The 19,611-nt window shown below is 58.7% G+C and carries 25 protein-coding genes; all 25 read left to right on the top strand.

What is annotated here, in order from left to right; genetic code table 11:
- The first annotated feature begins 223 nt into the window (after window positions 1–223).
- The 25 genes from QY316_00625 (at window position 224) to QY316_00505 (ending at window position 19,608) form a co-directional block, all read left to right on the top strand.
- Window positions 224–598: a hypothetical protein gene (locus QY316_00625; GenBank protein ID WKZ32943.1), complete on the top strand. Its 375-nt coding sequence runs from the start codon at window positions 224–226 to the stop codon at window positions 596–598.
- Window positions 588–1,019 (top strand): hypothetical protein, encoded by a 432-nt coding sequence (locus tag QY316_00620; GenBank protein ID WKZ32942.1) that lies wholly within the window; start codon window positions 588–590, stop codon window positions 1,017–1,019. Before QY316_00625 ends, QY316_00620 begins: the two co-directional genes overlap by 11 nt.
- 113 nt (window positions 1,020–1,132) lie before the next feature.
- Entirely contained in the window at window positions 1,133–1,462 is a 330-nt protein-coding gene (locus QY316_00615) for a Mor transcription activator family protein (protein WKZ32941.1), read from the top strand.
- 164 nt (window positions 1,463–1,626) lie between these two features.
- Window positions 1,627–2,031, top strand: a complete 405-nt coding sequence (locus tag QY316_00610) for a lysozyme (protein ID WKZ32940.1) — start codon at window positions 1,627–1,629, stop codon at window positions 2,029–2,031.
- A gap of 4 nt (window positions 2,032–2,035) precedes the next feature.
- Window positions 2,036–2,263 (top strand): hypothetical protein, encoded by a 228-nt coding sequence (locus QY316_00605; protein WKZ32939.1) that lies wholly within the window; start codon window positions 2,036–2,038, stop codon window positions 2,261–2,263.
- Entirely contained in the window at window positions 2,247–2,834 is a 588-nt protein-coding gene (locus QY316_00600; protein WKZ32938.1) for a hypothetical protein, read from the top strand. The genes QY316_00605 and QY316_00600 overlap by 17 nt, the downstream gene beginning before the upstream one ends.
- Window positions 2,835–2,859: 25 nt before the next feature.
- Window positions 2,860–3,171: a hypothetical protein gene (locus QY316_00595; GenBank protein ID WKZ32937.1), complete on the top strand. Its 312-nt coding sequence runs from the start codon at window positions 2,860–2,862 to the stop codon at window positions 3,169–3,171.
- A complete protein-coding gene (locus QY316_00590) occupies window positions 3,168–3,488 on the top strand; it encodes a hypothetical protein (GenBank protein WKZ32936.1) in 321 nt (106 codons plus the stop codon). The genes QY316_00595 and QY316_00590 overlap by 4 nt, the downstream gene beginning before the upstream one ends.
- 4 nt (window positions 3,489–3,492) lie before the next feature.
- Complete coding sequence (locus tag QY316_00585) at window positions 3,493–4,011, top strand: DUF3486 family protein (protein WKZ32935.1); 519 nt, start codon at window positions 3,493–3,495, stop codon at window positions 4,009–4,011.
- Window positions 4,011–5,312, top strand: a complete 1,302-nt coding sequence (locus tag QY316_00580) for a terminase family protein (GenBank protein ID WKZ32934.1) — start codon at window positions 4,011–4,013, stop codon at window positions 5,310–5,312. Before QY316_00585 ends, QY316_00580 begins: the two co-directional genes overlap by 1 nt.
- Window positions 5,312–6,832: a DUF935 domain-containing protein gene (locus QY316_00575; protein WKZ32933.1), complete on the top strand. Its 1,521-nt coding sequence runs from the start codon at window positions 5,312–5,314 to the stop codon at window positions 6,830–6,832. Before QY316_00580 ends, QY316_00575 begins: the two co-directional genes overlap by 1 nt.
- A gap of 121 nt (window positions 6,833–6,953) precedes the next feature.
- The gene (locus QY316_00570; protein WKZ32932.1) at window positions 6,954–8,168 is read left to right on the top strand and encodes a phage minor head protein; all 1,215 of its coding nucleotides are present in this window, start codon (window positions 6,954–6,956) and stop codon (window positions 8,166–8,168) included.
- A 107-nt stretch (window positions 8,169–8,275) separates the two neighbouring features.
- Window positions 8,276–8,782: a phage virion morphogenesis protein gene (locus tag QY316_00565; protein ID WKZ32931.1), complete on the top strand. Its 507-nt coding sequence runs from the start codon at window positions 8,276–8,278 to the stop codon at window positions 8,780–8,782.
- Window positions 8,783–8,785: 3 nt separating this feature from the next.
- Entirely contained in the window at window positions 8,786–9,805 is a 1,020-nt protein-coding gene (locus tag QY316_00560) for a phage protease (GenBank protein WKZ32930.1), read from the top strand.
- A 182-nt stretch (window positions 9,806–9,987) separates the two neighbouring features.
- Window positions 9,988–10,398, top strand: a complete 411-nt coding sequence (locus tag QY316_00555) for a hypothetical protein (protein WKZ34133.1) — start codon at window positions 9,988–9,990, stop codon at window positions 10,396–10,398.
- A gap of 85 nt (window positions 10,399–10,483) precedes the next feature.
- Window positions 10,484–11,359: a Mu-like prophage major head subunit gpT family protein gene (locus QY316_00550; protein ID WKZ32929.1), complete on the top strand. Its 876-nt coding sequence runs from the start codon at window positions 10,484–10,486 to the stop codon at window positions 11,357–11,359.
- A 33-nt stretch (window positions 11,360–11,392) separates the two neighbouring features.
- A complete protein-coding gene (locus QY316_00545; GenBank protein WKZ32928.1) occupies window positions 11,393–11,596 on the top strand; it encodes an HI1506-related protein in 204 nt (67 codons plus the stop codon).
- 24 nt (window positions 11,597–11,620) lie between these two features.
- The gene (locus QY316_00540) at window positions 11,621–12,046 is read left to right on the top strand and encodes a DUF1320 domain-containing protein (protein WKZ32927.1); all 426 of its coding nucleotides are present in this window, start codon (window positions 11,621–11,623) and stop codon (window positions 12,044–12,046) included.
- A complete protein-coding gene (locus tag QY316_00535; protein WKZ32926.1) occupies window positions 12,047–12,460 on the top strand; it encodes a hypothetical protein in 414 nt (137 codons plus the stop codon).
- 34 nt (window positions 12,461–12,494) lie between these two features.
- Window positions 12,495–13,430, top strand: coding sequence for a phage tail tube protein (locus tag QY316_00530; protein WKZ32925.1), 936 nt, complete (start codon window positions 12,495–12,497; stop codon window positions 13,428–13,430).
- Window positions 13,431–13,456: 26 nt separating this feature from the next.
- Window positions 13,457–13,882: a hypothetical protein gene (locus QY316_00525; GenBank protein ID WKZ32924.1), complete on the top strand. Its 426-nt coding sequence runs from the start codon at window positions 13,457–13,459 to the stop codon at window positions 13,880–13,882.
- Between the two features lie 238 nt (window positions 13,883–14,120).
- Window positions 14,121–16,298 carry a hypothetical protein gene (locus QY316_00520; GenBank protein WKZ32923.1) on the top strand — a complete coding sequence of 726 codons (2,178 nt, stop codon included), beginning with the start codon at window positions 14,121–14,123 and terminating at the stop codon, window positions 16,296–16,298.
- On the top strand, window positions 16,298–17,065 hold the full coding sequence (locus QY316_00515; protein ID WKZ32922.1) for a hypothetical protein: 768 nt from the start codon (window positions 16,298–16,300) through the stop codon (window positions 17,063–17,065). Before QY316_00520 ends, QY316_00515 begins: the two co-directional genes overlap by 1 nt.
- Window positions 17,062–18,747, top strand: a complete 1,686-nt coding sequence (locus QY316_00510; GenBank protein WKZ32921.1) for a hypothetical protein — start codon at window positions 17,062–17,064, stop codon at window positions 18,745–18,747. Before QY316_00515 ends, QY316_00510 begins: the two co-directional genes overlap by 4 nt.
- A gap of 9 nt (window positions 18,748–18,756) precedes the next feature.
- Window positions 18,757–19,608: a hypothetical protein gene (locus QY316_00505; protein WKZ32920.1), complete on the top strand. Its 852-nt coding sequence runs from the start codon at window positions 18,757–18,759 to the stop codon at window positions 19,606–19,608.
- Window positions 19,609–19,611 lie beyond the last annotated feature (3 nt).

Raw genomic sequence — 19,611 nt, 5'->3', positions numbered from 1 at the left:
AAATGCGCAGAAGAATACCAGAATAGGATGCAGGAAAGTCTTGATTCATGGTTGGAGATGATGCGGAAGTCCCATGCAGATGATTGGCGAAAGGTGCGCATGATCTTACGCTCCATGTGTTCGGGGAAAAGAGAAAAATTTCTGAACTACTGGAATCATCATAGCTGTCCGGGCGCCGGGGTCTATGCACTGGATATACTCAGTAGGGGTTTTTGTATCAGGTATGACCGCTGACCAGCTCGACATATTCCAGCAGGGTTTGAGCGCCGAGGAATACAGGGTTTGGGAGATCATCGAGGCGCACAGGGGCCGGGATAACGCCATCAAGGCGGACGCCCTCGCCTGGAAGACCGGGATCGAGGGAGTGAAGGTCCGGGAGATAGTCTCGCACCTCATCAGGGAGCACGGCAAATTGATAGGCAGCAGCACGGGCAACCCGCCGGGCTTTTACGTCATAACCGACCAGGCGGAGCTCGACCGGCAGATAAAGAGCCTTAGGCACCGCGGCATCATGTGCCTGGTCCGGGCGGCGGCGCTCTCGAAGTCGAGCATCGAGGAGATATTCAGGCAAGGGAGGCTGGACATAGATGGAGTGTAAATCGTTCCCGAAGACCGAGCCGAGGCAGAGGCTGCTTCAGTCCCTATTCGCCAAGGCCAGGCAGTACGGCATTGAATCCGACGAGCTGCGCGAAAGGATAGCGCCCTCCGTGATAGGGAAGCGCCTGTCCGAGGCATCCTCCAAAGAACTCTTCAAGGTCCTTGACCATGTGACCAAAATATACATGCAGTCCGGCTACCAGAAATTCGATAGCAGCAAGACCGGGCTACTCCTCGAGCTCGAGGCCGCGGCAAGGGCCAGGTGGGGCGAGGAGTTCAAGAAGCCTCTCCTGGCGTTCATCAACAGCCACGGGCTCAAGGGCGCCTACACGCATTACAGGTTCATGAAGGTCGCGGAGCTAAAGGCATTCAAGGAAAGGATAAAGGAACTGAACAAGAAAGAGGGCGAACATGGAATATGAATGCCTGGAATGCAGAAAGGTCTTTGAAGTGAGCCGGTCTGATACTTTCAAAAGAAGATGCGCTCACTGCGATTCTCCCTGGATAAAATACAAAGGAGCCTCGCTTCGTCGAAATGAGCAAGAAGAAAAACGCGCAGAATGAAATCATAGAGCAGCTCCCCGGCGACCTAAAGGACGTGGCCGAGCTGATAGGCGTCGAGCTGACCATGCGCCTGGTGGAGAGGTACGGGGGCACCTACATCCACGTGCCGAAGTGCGAGGACCTGCTCAGGGAAATGCGTAACCGGAAGATCAGGGAGTTGTACGACTCCGGAAAATGTGATATACGAGCGCTTGCATTAAAGTTCAATCTTACCGACAGGAGGATCAGCGACATCCTCTCCGGCACTGACAGGGCCGACTTGCCCCTGCCCCTTTTTACCCTCTTCGAAAAATCCCGCTGACCAAAACCGAAACGAAGCACCGGAAGCCCTTCATATGAAGGGCTTCGTATTCCCGTCTTCATATCCCCCGAGTTAGAATCTTCACGCTTGATCTTTATCCAACCGGGGCGGTCCACTTTGCGGCGAGTGGCCGCCCCACCTCCCCTAAAAAAAAGGACATTTGCGTGACGCTCAAGGAACTGCTCATCAAGCATGAAGGGCTGAAGCTCAAGCCGTACAGGTGCACGGCAGGAAAGCTTACCATCGGCGTCGGCAGGAACCTCGAAGACCGGGGCATCTCGAACGACGAGGCCATGTACATGCTCGAAAACGACATCAAGGAGACCATCCGGGAATGTCAGACATTTCCCTGGTATGAAAGTCTCGATAACGTCAGGAAGACCGTGGTCGCCAGCATGGTCTTCAATCTTGGCCTGTCGAGGTTCCTGGGCTTCAAAAAGACCATCGCCGCCCTTGAGGCCGGAGACTATCACGCGGCCTCAGCCGAAATGGTGCTCTCGGCCTGGTTCACCCAGGTCGGCAAGAGAGGGCCGGAGCTCGTGGAGATGATGAGGACCGGGAGGGGGTAGGAATATGGGAAGGATGAAAGAGTTCCTCCAGGAAGAGAGCGGCCAGCTCTCAATGACGCGGCTCACGATATTCCTCATCCTCATCTCTTACATCGGATGGGCGACAGTCATAGTCATAGCCAGGCATACAATCCCTGATATGCCATACGGCCTGGCGGGACTCCTCGTCGGCTTATACGGGTTCAACACGGCGAACATAAACCTCGGGGGCGGCAATGATCGCAAACCGTAACCTCATCATCATCGCCTTCATCGCGGGCGCGGCCCTGGCCTCCCTGGTCAACTGGAGGCTCTGGCACAAGGCCCCCGTCATCGAGACCTACGCGGCTGCAGAGCAACAGGCGGACGGGAGCGCGCTCCTCGAGCGGAAGCCCGATGCGGCTGCAAAGCCGGTCCATCAGATTCCTGCGGGCGCGAAAGTCGAGCGCGTGGTCAAGTTGGCTATAAAGTCACGGCCTGTAATCCCCTCTCCCCTGGCGGGAGAGGGCAAGGGTGAGGGGGAAAAAGTAGACTGTCCGCCGGTGCAGGTCGACCTCTCGCTTGTGAAGCTGCCGGACGAGACCAGGAGGGTCATAGCATCGAGCGTAAACGGCGAGGTCGTGGCCGGGGTGGATATCCCTGTCGAGGCGGCGCGCCAGGTGAAGGAGCCCAAGTGGGCAGCCGGGCTCACCATGAGCCCGGTAGGGCGGGGATATGGCGCGTTCGTGGACCGCGACTTCGGGCCCTTCCGCGTGGGAGCCGAGCTTAACCAGTCGGAGGCATACGGTTTTGACATAAGGCTCAAGGCCGGGCTGAGGTTCTGAATTTCTGGAGTAAGAAAGGAGCGCAGTGGAAATAGAGATAATCGCATTGCTGGTGACCGTACTGCTCGCCTGGAGCGGTCTTCTCATCGGGATTATTAAAACATTGCTCGACAGAAACCAGGCACACATAGATAAAAGGTTTTCAACCCTTGAAAAGGCCAACGAAGAAGAGGCAAGGGATTGGCAGCGCATAGAAAGGGAGCTCCTCGAGCTCAAGGCCGACCTCCCGATGGAATATGTCCGACGCGAGGACGCCATCAGGCAGGAGGTCGTTATAAACGCCAAGCTCGACGCCCTGGCCGAGAAAATGGAGATTTGGGGGAGGCGCGGGACATGAACGGGTTTGATGTGCAGAAACAAATACGCGAGCAGGTACGGTGGCTGATACTCGCCACGCTGGACATTGCGCGGCCTATGGGCGCGAACGAGGACATGGTCCTTTCTGCTATCAATGCCGTGCCCGTGCAGATAACCCGCCATGAGCTGCGAAAGGAGATGGGGTACCTCGAGACCAGGGGGCTCATCTCCATCGAAGGCAAATCCGACCCGTCAAGAAAATGGTTCGCGAACCTGACGCGGGCCGGCATTGATGTCGTGGAATATACGGTCGAATGCGACCCCGGCATCGCCAGGCCGCCCAAGTGGTGGGATTGAGGCCATGCCGAAGAGAAGCGCGGTAAAGGGGCTCCCTCCGGAGGTCAAGGCCTGGCTGGACCAGGCGCTCATAAAGAGCAACTTCTCAGACTACAAGGCCCTCGAGGAGACGCTCAAGGAGAAGGGTTTTTCAATCTCCAAGAGCTCGATACACAGGTACGGGAGGGAGTTCGAATCAAAGCTCGCGGCCATTAAGCTCGCGACCGAGCAGGCAAGGGCCGTGGTAGAAGAGGTCGGGGACGAGGAGAACGCGCTCGGCGACGCCCTCGCCCAAGTCGTCCAGCAGAAGGCCTTTGAGGCGCTCATGAAGCTCGAGGACCCCGGCAAGGTGAACCTGGCCTCGATAGGAAAGATGGTGGCCGACCTGAACCGGTCGTCCGTGACCCTTAAAAAGTACCGGGCCGAAGTCCGGGGCAGGATGGAAGACAGGCTCAAGGCCCTTGAGGCGGAGGCAGGAAAGAACGGCAAGCTCGACCCGGCCACCCTTAAGCGGGTGCGGGAAGAAATATACGGAGTGTTTTAGTGCCAGCTATCACCCTTTACGGATTCCAGCAGCGGTGGTTCAAGAACCGCTCCCGTTTCAAGGCCGGAATGTTCGCCAGGCAAACGGGAAAGACCTTTACGACCACTCTTGAGATAGTCGACGATTGCGTAGAGGCCGAGTCGCTTGGCAGGAAGGCCCGGTGGGTAATCCTCTCAAGGGGAGAGCGGCAGGCCAAGGAGGCGGTCGAGGAAGGCGTAAAGCGCCATTGTCAGGCATACGGGGCCGGAATAACCGCCATCGAGGGGGAATGGACCGGGGAGGCGACGTATAAATCCCTCGAGGTCGTATTCCCGAACGGGTCCAGGATAACGGCTCTTCCGGCAAACCCCGACACGGCCAGGGGCTTCTCGGCCAACGTCTTCCTGGACGAATTCGCCTTCCATGCCGATAGCCGGAAGATCTGGCAGGCGCTCTTCCCGGTCATATCGGCAGGGCACAAGCTGCGGGTCGTATCGACACCCAACGGCAAGGGGAACAAGTTCTACGACATCATGACCGGGGAGGACGACCTCTGGTACAGGCAGACCACGGACATCTATCAGGCTGTGGCCGACGGGCTGCCGAGGAATATCGAGGAGCTCCGGACCGGACTGAACGACGAGGACGCATGGTCCCAGGAGTACGAACTCAAGTGGCTCGACGAGGCGAGCGCCTGGCTGGACTACGACCTCATAAACAGCGTCGAGCACGATGAGGCCGGGCTCCCGGAGCTTTACCAGGAAGGCCCCTGCTATATAGGAAACGACATAGGAAGGCGAAACGACCTCTGGGTCGCATGGGTTTGGGAGAAGGTCGGTGACGTCTTCTGGACCAGGGATATAAGAGTTTTGAAGAGAAAGTCCTTTGCAGAGCAGGATGCGGTGCTTGACGAGCTGATGGGTCGGTACAGGGTTGTAAGGCTTTCGATGGACCAGACCGGCATGGGAGAGAAGCCGGTCGAGGACGCGATCAGGCGGTACGGCGCGGCAAGAACCGAGGGCGTGCTCTTTACCATTGCATCAAAACAGCACCTCGCCACCATAGGCAAGCAGATGTTCGAGGACCGCAAGGTCAGGATACCTATGGGCGACAGGGAGCTTAGAGGCGACCTCCATTCCCTCAGGAAGGTCACCACCCAGGCCGGAAACATAAGGTTCGACGTGGACGGAAGCGAGACGAAGGGGCACGCCGACAGGACCTGGGCCGGGTTCCTGGGCCTCTACGGCGGTCACACGCCTTACCAGAAGCCCGAATACGAGAAGGTCGAAGGCAGGAAGATGCAGGGAGCGGGAGCGTACTGATGCTCTACGACGGTTTCGGGAGAGAAGTAAGGCCGGTAAAGAGGCCGGACGAAAGGGTCCTGGCGGTCGCAACGCTTCGGGACCGCTGGAGCGGGTATCCCTCGAAGGGGCTCACCCCGGAGAAGCTCGGCGCGATATTCAGGGAGGCCGACTCCGGGGACGTCTACAGGCAGGCGGAGCTCTTCGAGGAGATGGAGGAAAAAGACGGGCACCTTTTCTCGATCCTGCAGACCCGGAAGCTGGCGGTCACGGGCCTCGACTTCGAGGTCGAGCCATTCTCCCAGGAAAGGAAAGACATCGAGATAGCGGAGTTCGTGCGGAAGGCGATCTTCGACCTTCCGGACTTCGAGGACAACCTTCTTGACATGCTGGACGCCATAGGCAAGGGATTCTCCGCCCTCGAAATATACTGGGAGGTAAGGGAGGGGAAAAACGTAGCTCGCCATCTTGAGTGGGTGCATCCGAAAAGGTTCACCTGGGCGAATTCCCTTCAACCTCGCCTCTTGACCGAAGAGGCGCAGGCCAACGGGATAGACCTGCCGCCTTTCAAGTTCGTCTTCCATCTCCATAAGGCCAGGTCGGGCTATCCCACCAGGCAGGGTGTGCTCCGCACCTGTGCATGGATGTACCTCTTCAAGAACTACGACATAAAGGACTGGGTGGCCTTCGCCGAGGTCTACGGCATGCCGCTCCGGCTCGGGAAGTACGACGCCGGCGCAACCAAGGACGACAGGGACGCCCTCATACAGGCGGTCCGGTCCCTGGGGCATGACGCGGCGGGCGTGATATCGAAGTCCACGGAGATCGAGTTCGTCGAGGCGGTGAAGAACTCGGGAGAGGCCGTCTACGAGGCGCTCGCAAGGTTCTGCGACGCACAGATGTCCAAGGCGGTCCTCGGCCACTCCGCGGGCGCGGACTCAACGGCAGGGAAGCTCGGTAACGAGAACCAGGCCGGAGAGGTCAGGCAGGACTTGAAGCGCGCGGACTGCGAGATGGTATCGAAGACCGTGAGGCGCGACATTTTCAGGCCGCTCGTGGGCTTCAACTTCGGGTGGGATGCCGGGCTTCCCTGGCTCAGGTTCAAATACCAGCCCGAGGAGGACCTGAAAGTCGAGGCCGAGAAGATCGATGTGCTCACTCGGGCCGGAGTCAAGACCATACCGGTAAAGTGGGTGCATGAGAGGTTCGGTATCCCGATGCCTAAGGAAGGCGAGGAGACAGTGGCGCCCGCTGCACCGGCGCCGGCATTTCCGATGAAGGCCGGGTATTCCCGCCTGGTCAACAAGGCGGGCAGCAAATCGGACGCGGTAGACGCACTGACAGAAAGGCTCCTCGACGAGGCCGACCTGGACGCGCTCATGGAGCCGGTCAGGAAGCTCCTTGCCGAGGCGGGGAGCATGGAGGATTTCAGGGACCGTCTCCTGGACGCATTTCAGGGCATGGACCCGGTAAAACTCGGCAACCTCCTCCAAAGGGCTTTTGCGGCAGCCGAGATGCTCGGCAGGTATGAGGCAGAATAGCCCCTCAGAGCGTTTATAAACGGGCTACGGCGGGCCGGGTTCCAAAACCCGGCCCGTGGGCAGGGCCGACCTCGAAAAGGCGGCTCAGGCGAAAAATCCACTGTGGGACTTTTTGGGCAAAATGGACGCAAGATTCACAAGCCTTCCCTTTGATAAGGCCATCGAGTTTTTCAGGCAGAAAGTCAACCTCCCGACCGAGAGGTGGACGGACCTCTGGGAAGGCATGCATTCGAGGGCCTTTGTAGTGGCAGGGGCCATGAAGGGGGAACTGCTTTCGGACCTCAGGACGGCGGTGGACGATGCCATAGCCAAGGGCACCACTATACAGGAGTTCCGGAAGTCCTTTGACAAGACCGTGGAGAAGCACGGATGGAGCTACAAGGGCGGCAGGGGCTGGAGGACCGCGACGATCTTCAACACGAACATGAGGACGGCCTACGCGACCGGGCATTACAGCCAGATGACCGACCCGGATGTCATTAGCGAGCGGCCGTATTGGCAATACATAGGCGGCCTCTCCGCCGAGCCGAGGCCCGAGCACCTTGAATGGAACGGCATGGTGCTGCCAGCCGACGACCCGTGGTGGAAGACTCATTACCCGCCAAACGGATGGGGATGCAAGTGCAAGGTGATAAGCCTCTCTGGGCGTGAGCTGGAAAAACAGGGCCTCAAGGTGAGCAAGGCCCCTCCTGTGAAGAGCTATGAATGGAGCAATCCGCGTACCGGCGAGGTTATCAAGGTGCCTCAGGGCATAGACCCAGGTTGGGGCTACAACCCCGGAGAGGCGGCCTGGGGGCGCAACGAGGCGCTGAGGCTCATGGAGGACAAAGGGCCGTGGGTGGACCTGGACCCGCGGGGGCCTGCGGCTTATGGGAGGCGAGAGCGGATTCCGGCGGACCAGCCCAAGGCCGATCTCGGTAAGCCCTCAGACACGATAGAAGGCGTCAGGCGCGCACTGAAAGAAGCTATCGGCGGAGATGAGAAGACGTTCAGGGACCCGACAGGCGAAGGAGCGCTGGTTACGCAGGCCATAGTGGACCATATGGTAAAGGTGTCGCGTCGACTGGACGGGCGTGAAGCCTACTTCCCTTTCATACCGGAATTGATCGAGAGCCCCTACGAGATATGGGTCGGTTTCGCAAAAAGCGAGATGTCGGGCAGGGTCGCGATACGGAAGAGGTATGTCAAGCTGCTTCGCCTTGATGAAAAGGACAGGGTTCTTGGCATGTATGCCGAAACAAGGAATGGACTGTGGACCGGTGAGGGATTCTTTCGGGGGAGCGTTACGGCATTAAAAAACCTGCGCAAGGGCAGGCTTCTATATGGAAGAGACTGAGACTATGCCCCCCGTACAGGGCACGTCGCCCGGCAACCGATTATAGGAGTACGGCCCAACCGGTGCCTGCAATCTGAATATACCAAATAAGGTTTGATTTTTCAAGTATGGATATAAACATCAAAATGGACCTCGCCGGAGTCAGGGACCTCTTTAGAAGGCTCAGGAAGGCGGGCGGAGACCTTACCCCAGTCATGAAGCGGATAGGGGCGACGGTAACGCAATCCGTTAAGCGGAACTTCCGTGAGGGCGGCCGCCCGGAGAGATGGGCGCCGCTTTCGATGGCTACCCTCTTCGCGGGAAAAAAGAGCAAGTTCGTAACCAAAAGAGGCCGGTTCAGGAAAGGCGTTGAGGAAAAGTTCCGGAACAGGAAGGTGCTTATAAAGGAGTCGCACCTTATGGGCTCGGTGAACTGGAGGGCTTCTGCAAACCGGGTCGAGGTAGGGACAAACAAGGTCTATGCCGCTATACATCAGTTCGGCGGAGAGGCTGGGAGGAAGCGGAAGCGAGTCATGATCCCCGCCCGCCCCTATCTCATGGTCCAAAACGAGGACATAGCCGAGATCAGGACGGCGATAACGGCGCATATCATGGCGGCAGAGAAAGGGAGGTAGCAGGTGAAGCGCTTTCTGATACTCAAAACCATGCAGGTTGACGAAACCCCGGCAGAGATACAGCTCTCTCCGCTCGGGGAGTTTAAGGACTCCGAGGGCAGGCCCTTCAGGGTGACGGAAGAGGATGTCAAAGCGATCATCGCGAACGCAGCCGGGAAGGTGAACGACGCGGTAATTGACTACGAGCACCAGACCCTGGCGGGTTCCGAGGCCCCGGCAGCCGGATGGGTGAAGGAGTACATCAATAAGGGCAAGGGCGGGCTATGGGGAGTCGTGGAATGGACCGGCAGGGCCCAGGAGTATCTCAGGAACAAGGAGTACCGCTATCTCTCGCCGGTGCTCCTTTCGAAGAAAAAAGACGCGGACGGGTTCTGGCGCCCCTCGATATTCCATTCCGCGGGGCTCACGAATACGCCTCAGATAGACGGCATGGTGCCGATAGTCAACAAGCTCGAACTAACAAACGAGAAAGGAGAGGAAGAGATGCTGGAAAAACTCATTAAGGCGTTCAAGCTTGCGGAGGGCGCCACGGAAGAGGACGTGCTGAAGGCCGTCGAGGCGCTCCTGGCAAAGGGCGCGGAGACGGAAGCCGCCGCACTGGCAAACAAAGGGGCTGTGCCGAAAGAAATAACGGAGGTCCTGGGCCTCCAGGAAGGGGCGAGCGCGTCCGAGGCCAAGGCCACTATACTGGCCATGAAACAGCCGGGGAGCGTAGTAAGCGTCGAGGAGTTCAGGAAGCTCAAGGAGGACCTCGCAAAAAGGAACAGGGACGAGCTCGTGGCCCATGCCATGAAGGAAGGCAAGATAACGGCCGCCCAGAAGGAATGGGCCGAGGCCTACGCCCTTGGCGACCCCGACGGGTTCCGGATATTCGTCAACAAGGCACCGAAGGTGGTGCCTGTGGACGCCCTGCCCGGCGGCGGTGCCAGGAAGGGAGAGGACGCGGACGAAATCCAGAAGCTCGTAAACAAGAACCTCGGCGTCTCGGACGAGGCGTTCAAGAAGCACAACGCCGGGAACTGATCCTGATCACTTTGCCGGAGGCGGCAAAGTGATACTAAAAACTCAAAGGAGATTTGAAAATGAGAAAGAGCATTTGGGCATGTCTTGCGCTGGCCCTCATGGCGGTGATAGTCCTCTACGGCGTCGGCGTCCTTTCCTCGACTGAAACGACGATTGCGGCCTCGGCGCTCCCGGTCTTCGGGCTGGCGGCCCTTACAGCCGACAGGAACACGCTGAAGAGGAGCGGGGATTCATTAGTGCTCCCGGTCGCGGCCGACGTCAAGTGCTTCGCCGGAGGGCTCGCGGCAAGGGATGCCGACGGCAATGTAACGCCCGGAGCCGTGGCGACCACCCTGCTCGGCATCGGACGCTTCGCCGAGTTCGTTGACAATACGGACGGAGCAGCCGGAGCCAGGAGCGTAAGGATAGAAAAGGGCATCTTCAGGTTCGGCAACTCCGGAGCCGGTGACGCCATTACTACGGCAGATATCGGCGCGGACTGCTATATCGTCGACGACCAGACCGTGGCCAAGACGAACGGCACCAATACAAGGAGCGTGGCCGGAAAGGTCTTCGATGTCGACGCGAACGGCGTCTGGGTGAAGTTCGGCTAAAAAGGTTCCCGGATTTAAGGACTGAGTAGCAACACGGCCTCTTCCGGACCGAGGCCGTTCACTTTAAAACTACGGAGGGCAAAAAATGGAACTCAATCAGGCCGCCCTTGCGGCCGTCTACAAGAGCTTCAAAACCATATACAACGAGGCGTTCCAGGGCGTCGCCCCGGAATGGGAGAAAATAGCCATGTCAGTGCCGTCATCGACCGGCACTGAGGAGTACGGATGGCTCGGCGCCTTCCCCAAGCTCAGGGAGTGGATAGGCGACAGGCACATAAAGAACCTCGAGGCGCACGGCTACTCCATAAAGAACAAGGACTGGGAGTCTTCGGTCGCCGTCAACAGGAACAGCATAGAAGACGACACCTACGGGGTATGCCGCCCGTTCATAGCAGAGATGGGACGGTCCTCTGCGGCGCATTACGACGAGCTCTCCTTTTCCATGCTGCCCCTCGGCCTGACCGCCCTCTGTTACGACGGCCAGTATTTCTTCGATACCGATCATCCGGTCGGGGCCGGAGTCGTTTCCAACTACGGAGGCGGCGCGGGCGCGGCCTGGTACCTCCTGGATACGACCAGGGCGATAAAGCCCATAATCCTCCAGAAGAGAAAACCGGCCGAGTTCATCTCCCTTGACAGGCCCACGGACGAGAACGTCTTCATGAGGAAGGAATACATCTATGGCGTGGACTGCAGGGACAACGCCGGGTTCGGCCTCTGGCAGCTGGCCTATGCCTCCAAGCAGACGCTCGACGCAACAAACTATGCCGCGGCCAGGGCTGCCATGATGTCCTTCAAGGACGATGAGGGCAAGCCGCTCGGCATAAAGCCGAACCTCCTCGTGGTACCGCCTTCGCTCGAGGGCAATGGGAGGGCGATACTCCTTAACGAGCGGGATGACGCCGGAGCCACCAACTCATGGAGGGCCACGGCCGAGCTGCTCGTAACGCCCTGGCTGTAATGCGCAGTGCATAAAAAATAGCGGAGGAAAATAATGCCTAAGGCAAAAGTCAGTTCAAGGCCCGAGCGCTTCAGGCGCGCCGGGATGGAGTTCACTCGGGAGGCCAGGGTGGTCGAGGTCGACGAAAAGACGCTCAAGGTCCTCCAGGACGAGCCCATGTTAGCGGTCGAGGTCCTGCAAGAGAAGGAAGACAAAAAGAAAGAAGGCAAGGAAGACAAGAAGGAGAAGGGCGCTTAAGCGCCCTTCTCCTGAGGACCGGTCATGTACTGCACGCTCGACGACATAAAGAAGCTCCTACCCGAGGAAATACTTATCCAGCTCACCGACGATGAGGGGAACGGGACCGTCGACCAGGGCCGGGTGGACGAAGCGATAGCCCAGGCAGACGCCGAGATCGACTCGTACTGCGCCGTTAAATACAGGGTCCCGTTCGACCCGGTCCCGGACCTGCTGAGGAAGTGCTCCGTGGACCTGGCCGTATATAACCTCTATTCGAGGCGTGTCGAGGAAATACCGCAGACCAGGACGGATAGATATCGGAACGCCATCCGCCAGCTCGAGGGGATATCGAAGGGGACCATATCTCTCGGAGTGGACCCCCCTCCCCAGTCGGGTACGCAGAGCGAGCGGCCGGACATAAGCGGCCCGGCCCGAATTTTCTCGCGGAGCAGGATGGAGGACCTTTAGGTGAGCACGATCGCCGACATCGAGGACAGGATCATCCAGGCGGTTACCGGCCTCGAAATCTTCAAAGGTGTCTGGTCCGTGGGGAGGAAGGAAATCCCCGCGTCCATATCCCATCCTGCGGCCTATGTTTACTTCGTCTCGGAGAGGGATACCGGGACGAAGCCGAGGCCGGTGGTCGAGCTCGTATATGACGTGGTGGTCGCGGTCAAGAACCTCAGGTCTGAGAAGGATGCCGCGAGGGACGCCTACTCGATAATGGACGCGGTGAGGGACGCGCTCATCGGCAATACTTTGGGCTTTAGCGACATCGAGCCGCTTGCCTGCGTATCACGGGAGATCGCGGGGTATGAGTCCGGGGTCATCGAGTACGCGGTGAGATTCAGGACCAGGCAGTACCTTCCCATACCGGCTTAGGAAAACCGGCAAGGGCAAGAAAGGAGAATAAAAGATGCTCCAGAAAAGCAAGGCGGTCGTGCTCGTGAAGCTTGAAGCGGGCGGCTACGGGGTGGACCCGGTGCCCACGGCCGCCGCAAACGCAATACTCTGTTCCGCGCCCGAGGTCGAATCTCTCGGGAGGAGGATAGAGCGCGCAAACGTGAAGCCGCATTACGGGGCGCAGACCGGGTTCAACATCGGCGAAGGGGTGAAGGTATCGTTCACCACCGAGCTCAAGGGATCTGGCGCTCTGGGTGTCGCGCCGGAAATCGGGCCGCTTCTCAGGGCCTGCAACTTCACGGAGACGGTCACGCCGGATACCCAGGTGGACTACGACCCCAACTCGGACGCGTCTACCGGCGAGTCGGTCACCATCTATTTCTACCGGCACAACATCCTCCATAAGGTCTCGGGCTGCAGGGGCACCTTCGGTGTCGAGCTCAAGGCCGGGGAGTACGGGAACGTCAAATTCGATTTTACGGGCCTGTGGCAGGGGCCGGTGGACCAGAACATCCCGGCGGACCCGGTCTTCAACGAAACCGACCCGGCCAGGGTCCTTTCCGCGGCTTTCGCCATCGACGGGTACGCGGCGGTGATCGAGAACTTCAAATTCGACGCCGGGAACGAGATAGCCAGGCGGAACAGCGCGAACGCGGCGACGGGCATACTCGAGTATTTCATCAAGGGGCGATCCATCAAGGGCGAGTGCGACCCTGAGGCCGTGGCGCTCGCGACCAAAAACTTCTGGTCCATGTGGGAGACGTCGGCCCAGGTTGCGCTCTCGGCCACGGTGGGGAGCGCGGCGGGGAACAAATGCGTGATAACTGCACCCAAGGTCCAGCTCGACGTGCCCAAGTACGGCGACCGGGAGAACATACTCACCTACGCGCTCCCCATCATATTCACGCCGGACGCGGGCAACGACGAGATAAGCCTTTCATTCCAGTAAAAAAGAAGAAAGCGGAGGATGAACAGATGAGGGAACTCACCAGAAGCGAAAAAAACACTTTGACTGTCCTCGACTCCCGGAGCGGCTCGGAGATAGAGCTTTACTACCGGAATCCCACGTCCAGGGAGGAGGCGCTTTATCAGTCCAGGCTTATGAAAAAGAAGGGCGGCAAGATAGTCGTCCGTTCCTTCGATGTGAGAGCGGAATTCGGCCTAAAGATACTCACCGGCTTCAGGACCGGCGACTTCGGCGTGGGCGGCGAGCCCATATCGAGCGACCCGAACGACCCGAACTACCGGGATGACTGGAAGATGATAGTGGCCGAGGGCGCGTCCGACATAGTGCGTACGCTCGCACTCGCGGTATTCGAGGGGGTAAGGGTGGATTCCGCGGACGATATCGATATCGAGGAGGTCATTGACGAAGAGCCCGCCCCTTTGGAGAAGAACTAAAGAGGTTTCTCGACAGGTGCACGACGGCGAAGAAAAAAGAGTGCGCGGCAAACTCCGGGCCTCACCTCGCAACGATGTGCGCCAGATGCCCGCTCTCAAAGCCCTATGAGCCGGGCAGGTGGTTCGGCCATATATGGAACCTTTTCAGGCTACAGCGCGGCGGCTTTCCCTTCGAGGCGGATGATCTGACGCTCCAGGAGTGGACCGATATCGGGGTCTTAAAGGATGAATTCGAGCTATGGCTAACAAGGTCACGATAGTAATCGACGCGAACGGCAAGGCCTACATCGAGAACATGCAGAAGGTCGAGGAATCGACCGAGAAGTTCGAGACTTCTACCGGCGGGCTCACCGGGAAGATCAAGAAGCATTGGCTCGAGGTCTCGGCAGCGGTCTACGGAGCCGTGAAAGCTCTGCAGGGCGCCTGGAACCTCGCCGAGCAGGCTGCGCAGTACGAGCAGTCGAGGGCCGCTTTCCGTTCGATGGTCGAGGGCATGGGGCACGATGCGGAGCAGGTCTTTGGACGCCTGAGGACCCTCTCTGCAGGGATGATCGATAACAAGTCCCTTACGGAAGCTGCCAACAGGGCCATGTCCCTTCAGATACCGGTCGAAAAGCTCGGAGACCTCATGCTCGTGGCAAGGGCCAAGGCCAGGGACATGGGGATATCCACCACCCAGGCGTTCAACGACCTCGCTACTGGCATCGGGCGCGGAAGCCCCATGATCATCGATAACCTCGGCCTTACCCTCAGACTTGGCGAGGCGAACGAGGCGATGGCCAGGTCCCTCGGAAAGTCGGTCGAGGAGCTCTCGGCCAAGGACCAGAAGCTCGCGATCTTGAACTCCACCTTGGAGGCCGGGAAAGAGGCCCTCAGCAGGCACAACCTCGAGGTCCTTACCGCCAAGGAGAAAATGGAGCAGCTCACGGCCACGATAGGGAATCTCAAGCTCATGGCAGGTGCTTTTGTAGTAAAAGGCGGGATAGCCTTATACGGGATTTTCCAGGGAGCTGCCGCCGCGGCGCTCTTCCTCGCGGGCGGCATCTTCAAGATGATATCCGCGCTGTCAAAGCTTTCCGACTGGCTCGGAATAACATCCGGGGCTACACAGAGATGGGAGATGGACGCGGAGGCCGCTTTTGCGGCCGCAGACGATCTGGCCAAGAAGTCGCAGGAGAACCTTAAAACGATATTTGAATCAAGCGAGACCGTCATGGCCGCGTATGCCGCTTCTCAGCAGCAGGCGAAAAACGAGGGCGAATCCACCTCAAAGAAAATAGAGGAACTTAATAAATCACTCAGGTCGGAGATCGAAAAGCTCAGTGACGAATACAACAGGCTTACGATGAGCGCCTCGGCGTATTCCGAGGCGCAGAGTAAAAGCCTCGTCGCCAAGGGTGCGGATATAAAGCTGGTAAACGAGCTCACGGCGGCACAGCAAAAATTCAACGAGGCTAAGGCAGCCAAGGAGGCTGAAGTAACCGAGGCACGCGCCGAGGAGAGGATTCGTTCTGTCGGGGTGGCTACTGAAAAGCTTAACGCGAGCAAGGAACGGCAGCTGGAACTCGAAAGCCTCGAACTCTCGGGCCAGGGGGCCACTACAGAGCAAGTCGAGAGATATGTTGCCGCCAGAGAAAGGCAGCTTGAAATAGAAAGGGCTATCGAAGAGGAAAAGAGCAAAAGGCAGGCTGAACAGGACCTCGTGAAATTGAAGCAGGAAAGCCCTTACGAGCCCTCGATCGAGAACTTCGAGGGCGATAACGAGATAGGCGCTCTACAGGCCAAATACCAGCAGAAGCTCGGGGCCTTGCACGACTACAACGCCCAGGTCATCCAGGCGATGATCGACTCAGGGGCTTCTCAACAGCAGATATTTGAGATGTACAGCCACCTGGAGACCGAGACGGAGAAAAAGAAAAATGAGCTGAAACTCTCCTATGCCGCAGGTGCGGCTGGCGCCATGTCCAACATCCTGCAAAACCTCTATACCGCGACCGGCTCGAAGAACAAGGCCATGTTCGAGGCCATGAAGGTCTTTGCGATCGCGGAGACGGTCATATCGACGTATAAGGGCGCACAGCAGGCATACACGGCGCTTGCTTCGATACCGATAGTCGGCCCTGCCCTGGGCGTTGCGGCGGCGGCTGCCGCGATCGCTGCGGGCATGGCAAGGGTGCAGGCCATTAAATCGCAGCAGCCGGGCAGCACTGCGAGCATCAGCGCGGGCGGCTCGGCCACTCCGTCATACGGGGGCGGCTCGCCGAACGCGTACCCTGTCCCGCAGAGGCTCGAGCCTGAGAAACGGCCCATAGCCGTGGAGGTGCATATTTACGGGGACGTGCTCAACAGCCATGACGAGCTTGCGCGCATAATGCTTCCCTCGATACAGAAGGCCGTGGAGGACAACGTACACTGATGGAGCCCGTGATCCTCTACGATAACCGGCTGAATGACGGGGCGCCCGTGGCCACAAGCGAGGCCACTGGCACGAGCGTCCTGAACCTGCGGGATCTGCGTACCTATACCTTCTGGCAGGCGGCGAATACCGATGAGCAGACCATTACCATCGACTGCGGCGAGCCCCGGCCCGTCGATTGCCTCGGGATAGCAGGGCACAACCTCGGAAGCATCGGCGCCACCATAGACCTCCAGTGGTGCCCTGACGAGCAATGGGGCGGCAACAGGGAAACCGTAATGAGTCTCACCCCGGAGAACGACAAGTCGATCCTCCGGTGCTTTACCCAGGAATGGAAGCGCCACTGGCGGCTCCGGATAACAGGCATGAGCGCGGCCCCAAAGATGGCGGTCCTTATGTTCGGGAAAAGGCTTCAGTTCCCCTACCCGCCCGAGTCGCCTTATATACCGTTCAAGGAGATCGGCGAGGCCGAGACCTCGAGGAGCAAAAAAGGGCACGCCCTGGGGACCGTCATAAGGTACAGCCCCATAGAGATAAACGCGCGTTTTGCAAACCTGCCGCGGGATTTTGTCTTCGAGGAGTACGCCCCTTTTTGGGAAGGGCACGCGCGGGGCATGAACCAGTTCTTCTACTCCTGGGACCTTGATGAATTTCCGGAGGACGCCTTCTTCGTCAAGATGAAGGACGGGGCTACCTACCAGACGCCGCTTAGCGTCCTGAGCCTGGTAGACGAGCTGGTCCTCGACATGGAGGGAACGCGGGAATGAACGTGACGCCGGTTTCCATGCTCATACTCACGCTCGATTTTTGCGGCAGGACTTTCGGCGCGAACCCGTGCCTGGCGACCGGCGAGCCGTGCTACAACACTTACCCGACCTGCAGGTACAAGAGCGCCTATCTCAGGCAGACGAGGGACTATAAATTCACATCGAATGATGCCGCCTTGCCTTTCAGGAGCGGGGAGCGGCCGTACATCGAGAAGATCTCCTATATGCCCACGGAGATAAAGGACAACCTGACCGCGAGCGCCCGAGTGAAGGCGACCCTATACGACGAGCCGGACACCGACATAGGGATAGACCCGTATGTCTCTCAGAGATCCTCGGTGCAGGGCACCTACTGGAAGAAGCTCCTGGCCAGGAACAAAAACTACGAGGGCCGCGAGGCCAGGGTCTATGAGGGTAACCTGGGAGACCCGGAAGAGGAGTTCCGTCAGACCTTCATCGGCAGGATCGAGAACATCAAGCGCGGCAAGGGGACCGTGGAGGTGGAGATAGTGGACCTCCTGAAGGCCCTCGACAAGATCGAAGTGCCTCCGAAGCTCGATATAAAGTTAGTGGCCGCCGTGGACGAAGCGGCGAATGAGATGACGCTTACGACGGTCGAAGGGCTGAAATCTCCCTCGGGCTATATCAGGATGGGAGACGAGATAATCAGCTACACCGGGGCAAGCGCCCAGGCAAACCAGCTGACCGGCTGCCAGAGGGGCCACTTCGGCACCATCGCCGCCGGATACGGCCCCGGAGAGAAGGTGCAGAAGGTAAGGTACTACGCCCCGGCGAATCCCTTCGACATCCTGAAGCAGATGCTCCTCGAGGACGCGGGCTACGACGCCGGGAGCGTGGATTCGGACGGGTTCGATTACTGGCGGGACTGGCCGGGCGGCGAGGTCGATTTCTCGGCCGTCGTCTCAGAGCCGACCAAGCTCAAAGAGCTCTATTTCGAGATAGTAGACCTCCTGGACTGCAAATCATGGGTGGGCGAGGACCTCAAGGTCACCATACGGCGGAACATCCCTAACGAGCCCGGCCGGTCGTACAGGGAATTCAGCGACGAGGCTAATATCATCAACGGTTCTTCCGGGGTGGACGATAACAAGTCGTCAAGAGTATCGAGGGTCCTGGTCTATTGGGACAAAAGCCCCATAGGCGAGCTCGACTCGCCCGGATCATACGGCAGGCTCGACCTGGCCGTGGACCCGGACGCGGAGAGCGCGAATTCATACGGCACGGCGGCCGAGAAGAAATTCTTCTGCCGCTGGCTCGGTACCTGGTACGCCCAGGAGGAGACGATTGCGAGCTTCATAAAGGACTTTGCAATGCGTCAGGTCTGGCGGCAGAGGGACCCCATGCCGATAGTCTCTTTCGACGCGCACCTGAAGGACGCCGATGCAAAAACCGGAGAGAACATAAGGCTCTCGACCGACGAGGTCGTGGAGCCGGACGGAAGCCCCCTGGTGAGGGCGCCCTTCCAGATAATCAAGCGCGAATTCAAGGGCAAGAGGATAGCTCTCAGGGCCCTCCGGATAAGCCCGAGGAAGATCGACATAATCGCCCCCGATGACGCTCCCGACTGGGACCAGGCGACGGAAGAGGACAAAGAGTACGGGTATATCTGCGACGACGACGGGCTCATGCCCGACGGCAGCCCCGGCTACCACATATATTAGGAGAGCAGGATGGCTTACGAGGCGATAACAGACAACGACATAGTCGTGGGACGCCCGGCCAAAAGGAGCCTCTGGCAGAAGATCAAGGGGAACTTCGAGCACCTTTTCAGCATCGCAGTGGAAGGCGGGCTTAAGAACGGCTCCTTTGAAACGGACACGGACGAGGACGGCATCCCGGACAACTGGACGCGGAGCCTGTATCCGGGCGGGTCTGCCGGGTTTGACACCGACAACCCGATGCACGGGACCAGGGCGTACCGTTTCACTCACCCCGGAGGCGGCGGGAACGGCGGCGGCTATCTCGACAGCGATTATGTAGAGGTCTCGAGCCTCGACCAGAACTCGATCAAGCTCAACATCAGGTCCTCGGTTTCGGGCATAAGGAACATCGTCCAGGTCCGCTATTTCGATAAAGACAAGGTCTTCCTTTCCTCAGCGGACCTTTACAACGCCACGGCCCCGGATGCCAATGCCCGGTCGCTCTCTTATAACTTCACCCCTCCGGCGAACGCGCGTTATATCAAAATCCGTTTGATAGGCGGGTATACGGATACTGACGTGGCGGGCTCGACCTACTTCGACGGTGTCCAGCTATTCCAGTCGCCGGATACGGCCATAACCCTTTCCAAGCTCAAGATGACTCAGGGAAGTTATTCGTATGCTTTCGGAGGGGACGTATATATCACAGTCCATAGGTATTCTCATTACCCGGATTTGTACAAGTACGGAAGCGTCTACAGCGGCAGAATGATCTGCCAGACCGACCTTGTCTCAACCGGAGCCGCCAGACAGGTCATGTTGAGTATGCCAATCGGCAACGGCGAGACCTTTATAGTTTACTGGGACTACCACAGCAATTAAGGA

Source organism: Thermodesulfobacteriota bacterium, from assembly GCA_030583865.1.
Classification (GTDB): Bacteria; Desulfobacterota; GWC2-55-46; order GWC2-55-46; family GWC2-55-46; genus UBA5799.
The sequence above is the reverse complement of the archived record's forward strand: the minus strand, read 5'-3'. Positions and strand labels throughout refer to the sequence as shown.